Origin of the sequence: Enterobacter sp. Ag1 (assembly GCA_000277545.1) — a bacterium.
Classification (GTDB): domain Bacteria; phylum Pseudomonadota; class Gammaproteobacteria; order Enterobacterales; family Enterobacteriaceae; genus Cedecea.
The window spans coordinates 1-10716 of sequence record AKXM01000013.1 but is presented as its reverse complement, the minus strand read 5'-3'; the positions used below and the strand labels follow the sequence as shown (position 1 = coordinate 10716).

Below are 10716 nucleotides of genomic sequence, written 5' to 3'. Positions count from 1 at the left end.
TGATTGGTTTCTGTACGATGAAGAGTTGAAGTTTGCGGTTGGCTGGCTGCCCTGTTTTTTGTGGAATCAGGGAGTTGCCTTGTTAAAGCGAAAAAACCGGTAGATGGCGGGGAAAGGTTAAGTCAAAGCGATCGTCAGCAAACAATGTTTACGCGCGCTTGCAATTGATCATCTAATATATTCTATATCCTGGTGATGGTTCTCTTTAAATATATTGTCTTATTCCTGAAATAATATGCTTAGACTCGGAATGATTAATTTACCGGTTATACCGATTGCGTGCTGGCATGTTGGCTCTTTTTGTCAGGAATAAATTCTTTAAAAAGGAATAATGAAATGGCATCAAAAAAATGAATATATAAGCTGCTTTGATTTTCTTGAATTTTTAACCATTGGTAAAAATAAAGGGCCCGGATTAGCGGACCCAAAAAGAATAAAAGAATATGCCTCTTTATCTTTCGACGTTGACCATCCACGGAATGCCGAACTTATCCGTCAGTGAGCCATAGCCTTTTGCCCAAAAAGTTTCGCTCCAGGGCATGGTGACGGTGCCGCCAGCGGAGAGTGCGTCAAACCAGCGTTTACCCTCTGCCGGATCCTGGCTGGCAAGGCAGAGTGAAAAGCCGCTGTGCTGTGGTTTTTCCCCGCTCATGCTGGCGTCGGTCATCATCAAATCGTTACCGGCTACCCGCAAATTTGCGTGCATAACGCTGTCGTCAGAATAGACGCCCGCGCCGCTACAGCCCTCGGCATTGGTTGCTTCTTTGGGCATTTCACCGAAGGTAATTTTGAACGTCAGTTCGGCGCCCAAAGCCTGTTGGTAAAAGGCGATGGCCTCCGCGCAGCGACCGTTTAATGAGATGTAGGGTCCTAAAGGCATAACCGAATCCTCTGTAAGGAGAGTGCAGAAGAAGTGTAGGTTGTGCGGGGCAGGTAAGCCAGGCGGGGCAGGCGGCAAGACCACCTGCCGGGGGAGATTAGTTCTTTTTCACAAACTCGGACTTCAGCTTCATCGGGCCAAAACCGTCGATTTTACAGTCGATATTGTGGTCGCCCTCTACCAGGCGAATATTCTTCACTTTGGTGCCGATCTTTAACATCGAAGAGCTGCCTTTGACCTTCAGATCTTTCACGACGGTAACGCTGTCGCCGTCGGCCAGCAGGTTGCCGTTGGCATCTTTTACAACCAGCGCGGCGTCTTCTTCGCTCGCCGCGGCCGGGTTCCATTCATGAGCGCACTCCGGGCAAATCAGCATGCCGTTGTCTTCGTAGGTGTATTCGGAATTGCACTTCGGGCAATGAGGGAGTTGCATTATCTGATCCTCAAGGTGAGATAAAGTAATGAAAAATAGCGATTTGGCCGTAAAAATATGCTGAATCGCGAAAAAGTGCTGAGATTATACATCAAATCCCTACATTTGCAGGGATTATTGCCGTAAACCTATGCCCGGCGGGCTTTCTGGCCGCCATAAAGTGCAAAAAACCTTTCATTCAAAGAAATAAGCACCAAATTTAACTTAAAGTTCAGGCTTTAATTGCCGTTAAATAAGGCTAATTTAACTTAGTTTCACTTTGCTTCGAGCAAGTCTGCCAGCAGGGGCTGCTGCGCTATACCTGTTTGAAAAAATAAAAAAAAGCGTATTGCGCTGACACCTCCTGTCACTTGACAGGGGTATGGTTGGGCCTATGGATGTACCGATACAGAGGCAGGAACCGATGAGAATGAAAGGCGCGAAAGTAAAAGTTGCAGATCGACTGGCCGAAATCGTCTTAAGTCTTTATCAGGGGGAAACCCTTTCCGCTGATATTATCCGCCAGCGTTTTGATGTAGATATGCGAACTGCGTATCGTGATTTGAACCGGCTTGGTGCTATTCTGGAGGACGTCGGCGAGGGGAAAAAGCGTCTCTCTTCGCATTTAAAAGGACAGTTTAACGTAAACGACCTGTTACGCATTACTAAACGCGTAGGGCTTGCTGCGTTTTATCCATGGTACGACATAAAGAGCCATAATCAATATATTACGCTGCGCGCTATTCCAGATTTATTGGTTGTAGGGTATGAATATGAAAATAGCCCACAGCGTAAAGCTATTTTTTATCCATTATTTGACGATCGGGATGATCCTGGTGGGGAAAGGGTAAAAACGGAAGTGCTGTTACAGGTTTCGGCGCAGGCGGCTGAACATTTTAAACAGCGCAAGCTATTACCTTTTCAAAAAACCGTCAGAGAGCTTGATAACGGAGAGTTACTTCTGGCGAGTCATATTGCTTCGCCAGAACAATTGTTTCCGCTGGTGCAGTATTGGATACCGCATCTCACCATTATATCTCCGCAGGTCTGGCAGAGCGACTTAAAAGCCAGGATCGCGGCATGGTGTAATGTTAATTAATAAATTATTTCCCTCACGTAATTATAAAAACCGGTATTGCCATGATTACAACTAAACGATGGCGGTGATAAAGCCGGGTAATTTGAGTTAAGGAAAGATTTTTTATGCACACACAAACTATTTTTGAATTGAGTCAGGAAGCCGAGCGGCTTTTGCAATTAGCGTTGCAAAACCTTAGCGCTTTAAAAGTCGCTCCGCTGGCTTTGCAAAATGAACAAAATAGCGCTTTAACGAACCCTGTGGCGACGGTACATCCATTGAAATTTAGCCCACGCGGAATCGAACTGCAGAAAGATATGCTGCAAAACGAAAGGCGTAAAATAACCCAACATGAAATGGTTCTGGCGATTGTCGGCACCATGAAGGCGGGGAAGTCGACCACCATTAATGCCATCGTGGGCACGGAGGTTCTGCCTAACCGCAACCGGCCCATGACGGCGCTGCCGACGCTGATCCGCCACACGCCGGGTCAGCGCGATCCGGTGCTGCATTTTCCCTATGTGCAGCCGATAGAGAGCCTGATGGGGGAGTTGCAGGAGAAACTGCTGATCACCAGCCGGGAAGCGCTGGCGCGCAAGCTGGAAGTGGACCGGGATATGGAGGCGCTTATCGCCCGGATCGCCAACGGAAAAGGTTTTGAGCGCCATTATCTCGGCGCACAGCCTATTTTCCATTGCCTGAAGAGCCTGAACGATCTGGTGCGCCTGTGCCGGGTGCTGGATGTGGCTTTCCCCTTCAAAGCCTACGCCGCTATTGAGCATGTGCCGGTGATTGAGGTGGAGTTTGTGCATCTGGCCGGCCTCAAAAACGGCCACGGCCAGCTGACGCTGCTGGACACGCCTGGGCCGAACGAAGCGGGGCAGCCGCACCTGCAAAAAATGCTTAAAGAGCAGCTGGCGCAGGCTTCTGCCGTGCTGGCGGTGATGGACTATACGCAGCTTAAGTCCATCTCCGACGAAGAAGTCCGTGAGGCGGTGCTTGGCGTCAGCAAATCGGTGCCGCTGTATGCGCTGGTGAACAAGTTCGATCAGAAGGACCGCAACGGCGACGATGCCGCTCAGGTGAAGGCGATGATCGCCGGGACGCTGATGAAGGACAGCATTGCGCCGGAAAACGTGTTCCCGGTATCGAGCATGTGGGGCTACCTTGCCAACCGCGCCCGCTATGAGCTGGCCACGCATGGCCGTTTGCCCGACCCCGAAGAGCAGCGCTGGGTGCAGGACTTTGCGGAAGCGGCATTAGGCCGGCGCTGGCGCAGCGCGGATTTGGCGGATATTGAGCATCTGCGCCATGCGGCGGACTTGCTGTGGGAAGACTCGATGTTTGAGTCACCCATTGGGACTATCCTGCATACCGCGCACGCCAACGCTTCTCTCTACACGCTGCGCGCGGCGTGCCACAAGCTGCTGGACTATGCCGAGGGCGCTGAACGTTACCTGAGTTTCCGCTGCCAGGGGTTGCAGGTGGCTAACGACAGCCTGCAGGAGAATATTCGGCAACTGGAGCAGGATATTCAACTGCTGCTGCAGACTCAGCAGTCGGTGAGTGCGGTGATTCAGCGGCAGGTCAGCGATGCCCTCGCCGGCATAGGCGATTTTGTGCAGCGCTTTGAAACGCAGATTCATAGCGACCTGAAAACTTATTTCCGGGAAGGGCGGCTGGGCGCTGAGAAGCTGCATCCGTTATACCCGCATACCTTAACGCGAAACGTGGATTTTTCGCCGGGCAGCGACAAGCTGATGGGCGAAGATGAAGCGACGGCCCGCACCCTGCTGCACAAGGTTCGCGCGTCCAGTGAAAGCATTTTATTTGCCGCCCAGCAGACGCTAAGCGGGGAGCTTGGGGCGCTGCTCAGCAACCTTGAGGCGAGCCTGGGCTATACGCTGCAGTCGGCGTTGAAACCGATTGAACAGCGGGTAAGCGACGGCCTGAAAGTAGCCGGCTTCCGCGCCCAAATCAGCCTGCCTGCGTTCCAGGCCAGCCAGCTTAATTTTAATACCCACTCGGCGTTCACCAACGTTATCGAAAACCAGGAAGTGGCGATGTCGGAAATGCAGCCGCAAAACGGGATGCGGGGCGTGCTGGCGCGCTGGCTGAACGGCGTGGACTGGGGCTGGGAAGATTACGCAGCCACCCATAGTCGCTACGTGATTGATCTGGATAAGTTACAGCAAAAGCTGCATGACCATGTGTCGACTTTCCTGGGCCAGATAAACCAGGCCATTACCGCGCAGGTGGATATTTCCGTCACGGCCGGGATGGCGACGTTTTTCGCCGATTTTGCCGGCGCACTGGACGCTATTCACAGCAATTTACGCCAGAGTCTTTCCGCGAAGCAGCAGAACGACAGCGTGCTGTTTTCTCTCCAGAGCAAGCTGGAACAGAGTGTCAGAACGGCACGTTACATTCACGAGGATACCCGCCTGTTGCGCGATGATATCCAGACGCTTTTCTCAGCGGAGCAATGATGAGCAGTGTATTAATGGAAGGGCCAATAAGAACCCTTAGCTGTCTTAGCGAAAAATTTGTCGTCGATTTTGCCATGGGGATTGATGTTGCCCGCCAGCCGTGGAGCAGCCCACAAAGCCAGGCGTTTTATGAGCAGCTTCTGGCGCTGTTCGTCGTCGTGGCCCGGCGACAGGCCGGGATGGCTGGAACACCGCCGCAGGACGAGCTTGACGCGTCGCTGATAAGCCTTGGCCAGCTGTCGGCAGATCTGGCAAAAAGCTACTTAGCCAACAGCCAGATAAGCGAGAGAATTGCTCAGCTGGAGCCGGTTTCCGCCCGCACGGCACACCATTCGGCAGCGGCTCGCGAGCGGCTTCAGGCCCTGCGCGAGCACTTTTCTCAGCGGCTTACCCGGCTGGAAGAAGAGTTTCAGCACAGCGATCTTGTTCATCAGGGCATGGTCCACAGCGAGCAGATTTTTTCCCGCTGGCGCAGCGGGCACTACTTTTCATTTTCTCCGGCGGCGCGTTGCTACGTCGCGCTGGAAGAGCTGCGCTGGGGCACCTTTGGTGATGCTGTTCGTCTGGGGACGCCCGAGCAGGCGGAGGCGTTGATTGAGCATGTGCGCAGCCTCGCCATCAGCCGTCTGGCGGAAGAAGTGAATGCTTCCCCCCGCACCCGCCACTATTTCCATGACTGGCTGGCGACGCCAACGTCTCCGGGGTTGCTGGAGCATAAAGATGCTTTAACCTGGCTCGGCGCCGGCTGCGACATTGAACGCCAGCCGATCTGTTACTCGGTGACCCAGAGCTGGCAGGGCGTGGCGCTGGGGATGCCGCGTATTTGTTCGGCCATGCGCCTCGGCAGCGCGCTGGTCGATGAAGTTTTTGGCTAACTGATTTAGCGTTCTCAGGGAAGAGACAGTTCCATCTCACCGGCATTCTCCCTCATCCATTCGGCGAGTGAATCCAGCGTTGGGCGCAGAGATTTACCGAGCGCGGTGATCTGATATTCCACTCGCGGCGGGACTTCCGCAAAAACTTGCCTCACCACCAGGCCGCGAGCTTCAAATTGACGAAGCTGGCGGGTGAGCTCCTTCTGCGTAATGGGGCTGACCGCCCGCTGCAGGTCGCTAAACCGCACCGGATCGTTGAGCAGGATCAGGCGGTACAGAATCGGAATGGCCCATTTACCTGAAATGAGGTTCACAAAATTCACCATCGGGCAGTCGCTGCCCGCCGGTGGCAGGGCTGAAAAATTTTTTGTCATGCTGGCTCCCGGCACACGCTAATGCGCCCCTTGTGGTTCCTTAGTATCCATTTGGTGCCTACTATCTAAAGGATACTATAGCGGAAATAATGCCCTCACCAACCCTTTATAAGGACACGACAATGGGCAGACTTAATGGCAAGTACGCCTTAATTACCGGCGGTACCAGCGGAATTGGACTTGAAACGGCGCGGCAGTTTATTGCCGAGGGCGCAACGGTGGCGATCACCGGGCGGAGCGAACAGGGGCTACAGGCAGCCAAAGAGGTTTTGGGCAATGTGCACCTGATGAAAAGCGATGCGGGCGATATCGCCGGGCAGCGTACGGTGGCGGCAGAGTTGAAGCAGCTCTGGCCGCGGCTGGATGTGCTCTACATTAATGCGGGGGATGTGACTCACCATTCGCTGGAAGACTGGGACGAACAGGCGTATGACCGACTGATGAACATCAATCTCAAAGGCCCGTTCTTCCTGATCCAGGCGCTGTTGCCGCTGCTGGCTAACCCGTCTTCGGTGATTCTGTGCGGTTCGGTCAGCGCTCGTATCGGCCTGCCGCAGACTAACGCCTATGCGGCGAGCAAAGCAGGGATCCTTTCTCTGGCTCGTACGCTTTCCGGGGAGCTGCATCCGCGTGGCATTCGGGTGAACGGCCTGAGCCTTGGCCCGACGGAAACCCCGGCGCTGGGCAAACTGGGCAATGGCGTAGCCGCCGACACGCTGCGGGAAGCTATCCGCGATCTTGTGCCGATTGGGCGTCTCGGCACCGTGCTGGAGCTGGCAAAAGCCGCTGTGTTCCTGGCGTCTGACGAATCAGCCTTCGTGGTCGGCACCGATCTGTTGGTCGACGGTGGCGTGGGGAGTTTGTAGCTCTTTACCCTCACCCTAACCCTCTCCCTGGAAGGGAGAGGGGATAAATAAAACAGGCTGAAGCTGCTGTTCCCATTTGATGATGGAGTGAGGGAATAAACCTTGTTATCTGGCACTTGTTTTCCCCTCTCCCTCTGGGAGAGGGCCGGGGTGAGGGCATGGTGCAATACTAAGATGAACGTCTGCCTGTGACCGCCCCACCATTCTCGTGAATAAAACCGCGCTAAAAGACGAACGCCACCAGAAAAGTAACATTCTTATCCGTCTGTTTATTATTACTTTTAATGTAAGTTCTGGCGTTCATTCGCCAAAAGTACCAGCCGCTAAAAGCAAATCTGTGCCCACCCTCACTTGTGGCTTTTTTCACCGCTACCCAGAATATATTTGGCCGCATACCGCGGACACTGCATTGATTCTCTGAGGGAAAAGTGATGAAAAAAATCTTCTTATGCTGTGCTGCGGGGATGTCCACCAGCATGTTAGTGGAAAGAATGAAGCAGTCCGCGCAAAGCCGTGATGTGGCGGTGGAAATCACCGCCGTGCCGGTGTCCGATTTTGACCAAATTATCGAGGAGGCTGATGTCATCCTCCTCGGGCCGCAGGTGAAATTCCAACTGCAAAACCTGAGCGCGGCGGCAGCGCCCCACGGCGTTCCGGTAGCGGCCATCGACATGATGCATTACGGCTCAATGCAGGGTGACAAGGTGTTGGATCACGCACTGTCGCTGCTGAAAACTGCTGACTAGGGGGCCGTATGAAATACCGCTTTCCTGAAAAATTTTGGTGGGGTACGGCGACCAGCGCCACGCAGTCAGAGGGGCGAGTTGAGGGCGATGGTAAGGGGGATAATATCTGGGATTTCGCCTCGCATGAGTTTAACGCCCGTTTTTATGACGGCGTCACCTCCGACGAGACTTCCACGTTTTATCAGCGCTGGCGGGAAGATATTCAGCTGGCGAAAAACATTGGCCTGAATGCTTTCCGTACGTCGATTTCCTGGTCTCGCCTGATCCCCGACGGCGACGGGGAAGTTAATCCTTTTGCCGTGCAGTTTTACAACGATGTGATTGATGAGCTGATTCGCCAGGGCATTGAGCCTTTTGTCAATCTCTACCATTTTGATATGCCGCTGGCGCTGCAGGCCAAGGGCGGGTTTGAGAACCGGGAAGTGGTGGACGCTTTCGCTCGCTACGCGGGGATTTGCTACCGCCTGTTCGGTGACCGGGTGCGCTACTGGTTTACCTTCAACGAGCCGCTTATTCCCGCCGAAGCGGGCTATCTGCATCCTCGCCATTATCCTTACGTGACGGATTTCCGCCGTGCGGCTCAGGTGCTGCACCACATTGTTATCGCCCACTGCAAAGCGGTCGCCGCCTGGCGCGAGCTGGATCTTGAAGGGCAGATTGGCATCATCATGGATGTCATTCCCGTGTACCCGCGCAGCGACAGCCCGGAAGATCTGCGGGCGGCGGAGATGGCTGACCTGTTCTATACGCGCAGCATTAACGAGCCGATGCTGCTTGGGCGCTACCCTGCTGAGCTGGTGGCGTTGCTGAAAGAATACGATGTGCTGCCGAAGACGGCGCCAGGGGATTGCGAGCTGATTGCCGCGACCCGCATCGATTTGCTGGGCATCAACTATTATCGCCCGCGCCGGGTTAAAGCGCGTGAGACGCTGCTTGAAGAACCCCACGGTTTTGTGCCGGAGCGCTTTTTTGAAGAGTACGTGATGCCGGGGCGGCGGATGAATACCTCGCGCGGGATCGAGATTTACCCGCCTGCGCTGTACGACATCGCTATGCTGGTGAAAGAGCGTTACGGCAACCTGCCGTGGTTTGTCTCCGAGAACGGCATCGGCATCATGGACGAAGAACAGTTCATGGTGGACGGCGAAGTGCAGGACGATTACCGCATTGAGTTTCTTCAGGAACATTTGACGTGGCTGCACAAAGCGATGGCGGAGGGCAGCCAGTGCCTGGGCTACCAGATGTGGACCTTCATCGATTGCTGGTCGTGGCAGAACGCCTATAAAAACCGCTACGGCTTCTACCGGCTGGATTTAGCCACCCAACAGCGTTCGCTGAAAAAGTCCGGGCGCTGGTTCCGGGCCGTGATTGAGCACAACGGGTTTGAGGGGGCAGATCATGTCGGGCTTCGATAAGTTAGCTGAAAAGCTGATGCCGGTGGCGAACGCTATTGGCAACCAGCGGCATATGCAGGCGATTCGCAACGGGCTTATTTCGATTCTGCCGTTGACCATCGTCGGCTCTTTCTTCGTGATTTTGCTGAACATCCCGATTAAGGGCTACATGGATTTTATTGCGCCGTGGCGCGATATGCTGGACGTGCCGTTCCGCTTTACCGTCGGGCTGATGTCGCTGTATGCCGCGTTTACCATCGGTTCGTTCCTCGGCAAAAGCTACAAGCTGAATGACATTACCAGCGGCCTGCTGGCGATGCTGGCGACGCTGCTGATGATTGTGCCGGTGAACATTAAGCAGGGCGTAACCGTGTCGGGTGAGGCGGTGGCGGGGCGCTACATCCCCATCACTTCGCTGAGTTCTCAGGGGCTGTTTGGCGCGATTATCTCTTCGCTGATTGCCATTGAGATCTACCGGTTTATCAAAGTTCGCAATATTGAAATTAAAATGCCCGCGGGCGTGCCGCCGGTGGTCGCCAGCTCGTTTTCGGCGCTGTTCCCGACGCTTGCCGTGGTGCTGGTGTTCTGGATCCCTCGTCATTTTCTGAACATCGATATCAACGCCATCATCAGCTACATCATTATGCCGCTGAAGGGCTTCATGACCGGCACCAACCTGTTTGGCGGGATTGTGACCCAGTTCTTTATCGATGTGTTCTGGGTGCTGGGGATCCACGGCCATGCGGTGATGGGGCCGCTGATCCGCCCGCTGTGGGATCAGGCCATTGTGCAGAATATGGAGCTGTTCCAGTCCGGCGTGAGCGCCTATGAGCTGCCGAACATTTTCACCGAGCAGTTCTTCCAGTGGTATGCGCAGATGGGTGGCACCGGCTCAACGCTTGCGCTGGTGGTGCTGTTTATCCGCTCGCGGGTTATCTACCTGAAGCAGTTGGGTAAACTGTCGTTTATCCCGGGGCTGTTTAACATCAATGAGCCGATGATTTTCGGCGCGCCGATCGTAATGAATCCGATCCTCGCGATCCCGTTTATTCTGGCGCCGATGGTGAATACCGTGGTGGTGTATCTGTTCACCATTAGCGGGCTGATCCCACGGATGATGGTGAAGCCACCGTTTACCGTTCCGGCGCCGCTAGGGGCGCTGATCACCACCAACTGGAACCTGATTGCCTGTGGGCTGGTGTTTATCTGCTTCTTTATTTCGCTCGCGATCTATTACCCGTTCTTTAAGGTGTATGAGAAGAAGATGCTGGAAACCGAGCTTCAGCAGAAGGAAGAAGAGGAGAGGGCTAAGGCGCTGGCCGAGGCTAAGTAAATTTTCTGTGGCCCTTCAGCCCCTCACCCCGGCCCTCTCCCCATGTACAGTCCGGGGACATGGTAGACAGGTGTTCGCAGACATGGTGAACACTTTTTAACATCCTTTACCCATGGTGATCGACTTATTCTTCAGGTCGATCACCCCCACTTTCGTGCTGTACCACCACACTTCATAACATCCGTCTTCCATCGTCTCTTTCAGTCCCTCATATTCTCCTCTGAACGCTTTACCTGCCTTCAGACTGCTGCCCCTGAAGCTCAGCTTTC

The 10716-nt window shown here is 54.2% G+C and carries 10 protein-coding genes and 1 pseudogene; 7 read left to right on the top strand and 4 right to left on the bottom strand.

Features of this window, described 5'->3' with window-relative positions:
- Positions 1 to 451: 451 nt before the first annotated feature.
- Both yjdN and A936_RS06165 read right to left on the bottom strand, forming a co-directional pair.
- Positions 452 to 880, bottom strand: coding sequence for a VOC family metalloprotein YjdN (yjdN, locus tag A936_RS06170; RefSeq protein ID WP_008455712.1), 429 nt, complete (start codon positions 878 to 880; stop codon positions 452 to 454).
- Positions 881 to 977: 97 nt separating this feature from the next.
- Positions 978 to 1313: a zinc ribbon domain-containing protein YjdM gene (locus A936_RS06165; protein ID WP_008455710.1), complete on the bottom strand. Its 336-nt coding sequence runs from the start codon at positions 1311 to 1313 to the stop codon at positions 978 to 980.
- A gap of 409 nt (positions 1314 to 1722) precedes the next feature.
- Between A936_RS06165 and A936_RS06160 the strand changes: the two genes are divergently transcribed.
- The 3 genes from A936_RS06160 to A936_RS06150 all read left to right on the top strand — a co-directional run bounded on the left by A936_RS06160 (position 1723) and on the right by A936_RS06150 (position 5734).
- Positions 1723 to 2391, top strand: a complete 669-nt coding sequence (locus A936_RS06160) for a WYL domain-containing protein (protein ID WP_008455708.1) — start codon at positions 1723 to 1725, stop codon at positions 2389 to 2391.
- Between the two features lie 104 nt (positions 2392 to 2495).
- Positions 2496 to 4859, top strand: coding sequence for a clamp-binding protein CrfC (gene crfC / locus A936_RS06155; protein WP_008455705.1), 2364 nt, complete (start codon positions 2496 to 2498; stop codon positions 4857 to 4859).
- Positions 4859 to 5734 carry a diguanylate cyclase regulator RdcB family protein gene (locus tag A936_RS06150; RefSeq protein ID WP_034808048.1) on the top strand — a complete coding sequence of 292 codons (876 nt, stop codon included), beginning with the start codon at positions 4859 to 4861 and terminating at the stop codon, positions 5732 to 5734. Before crfC ends, A936_RS06150 begins: the two co-directional genes overlap by 1 nt.
- A gap of 14 nt (positions 5735 to 5748) precedes the next feature.
- Here the strand turns inward: A936_RS06150 and A936_RS06145 are convergent, their stop codons facing one another.
- Positions 5749 to 6108 (bottom strand): winged helix-turn-helix transcriptional regulator, encoded by a 360-nt coding sequence (locus A936_RS06145; protein WP_008455703.1) that lies wholly within the window; start codon positions 6106 to 6108, stop codon positions 5749 to 5751.
- Between the two features lie 122 nt (positions 6109 to 6230).
- On the opposite strand from A936_RS06145, the gene A936_RS06140 reads away from it, so the two are divergent.
- From A936_RS06140 to A936_RS06125, 4 genes are all read left to right on the top strand, one after another.
- Positions 6231 to 6974, top strand: coding sequence for an SDR family oxidoreductase (locus tag A936_RS06140; RefSeq protein WP_008455702.1), 744 nt, complete (start codon positions 6231 to 6233; stop codon positions 6972 to 6974).
- Positions 6975 to 7405: 431 nt separating this feature from the next.
- A complete protein-coding gene (locus A936_RS06135) occupies positions 7406 to 7720 on the top strand; it encodes a PTS sugar transporter subunit IIB (protein WP_008455701.1) in 315 nt (104 codons plus the stop codon).
- Between the two features lie 8 nt (positions 7721 to 7728).
- Positions 7729 to 9135 carry a glycoside hydrolase family 1 protein gene (locus A936_RS06130; RefSeq protein WP_008455699.1) on the top strand — a complete coding sequence of 469 codons (1407 nt, stop codon included), beginning with the start codon at positions 7729 to 7731 and terminating at the stop codon, positions 9133 to 9135.
- On the top strand, positions 9119 to 10447 hold the full coding sequence (locus tag A936_RS06125) for a PTS sugar transporter subunit IIC (RefSeq protein WP_008455697.1): 1329 nt from the start codon (positions 9119 to 9121) through the stop codon (positions 10445 to 10447). Before A936_RS06130 ends, A936_RS06125 begins: the two co-directional genes overlap by 17 nt.
- Positions 10448 to 10543: 96 nt before the next feature.
- Here A936_RS06125 and A936_RS23420 read toward each other — a convergent pair.
- A pseudogene (locus tag A936_RS23420) lies at positions 10544 to 10716 on the bottom strand (IS481 family transposase); the annotation flags it as partial.

Excerpts from the sequence above, each read along its gene's own strand:
- yjdN (WP_008455712.1), bottom strand. The coding sequence starts at position 880 with ATGCCTTTAGGACCCTACATCTCATTAAACGGTCGCTGCGCGGAGGCC.
- A936_RS06165 (WP_008455710.1), bottom strand. The coding sequence starts at position 1,313 with ATGCAACTCCCTCATTGCCCGAAGTGCAATTCCGAATACACCTACGAA.
- A936_RS06160 (WP_008455708.1), top strand. The coding sequence starts at position 1,723 with ATGAAAGGCGCGAAAGTAAAAGTTGCAGATCGACTGGCCGAAATCGTC.
- crfC (WP_008455705.1), top strand. The coding sequence starts at position 2,496 with ATGCACACACAAACTATTTTTGAATTGAGTCAGGAAGCCGAGCGGCTT.
- A936_RS06150 (WP_034808048.1), top strand. The coding sequence starts at position 4,859 with ATGAGCAGTGTATTAATGGAAGGGCCAATAAGAACCCTTAGCTGTCTT.
- A936_RS06145 (WP_008455703.1), bottom strand. The coding sequence starts at position 6,108 with ATGACAAAAAATTTTTCAGCCCTGCCACCGGCGGGCAGCGACTGCCCG.
- A936_RS06140 (WP_008455702.1), top strand. The coding sequence starts at position 6,231 with ATGGGCAGACTTAATGGCAAGTACGCCTTAATTACCGGCGGTACCAGC.
- A936_RS06135 (WP_008455701.1), top strand. The coding sequence starts at position 7,406 with ATGAAAAAAATCTTCTTATGCTGTGCTGCGGGGATGTCCACCAGCATG.
- A936_RS06130 (WP_008455699.1), top strand. The coding sequence starts at position 7,729 with ATGAAATACCGCTTTCCTGAAAAATTTTGGTGGGGTACGGCGACCAGC.
- A936_RS06125 (WP_008455697.1), top strand. The coding sequence starts at position 9,119 with ATGTCGGGCTTCGATAAGTTAGCTGAAAAGCTGATGCCGGTGGCGAAC.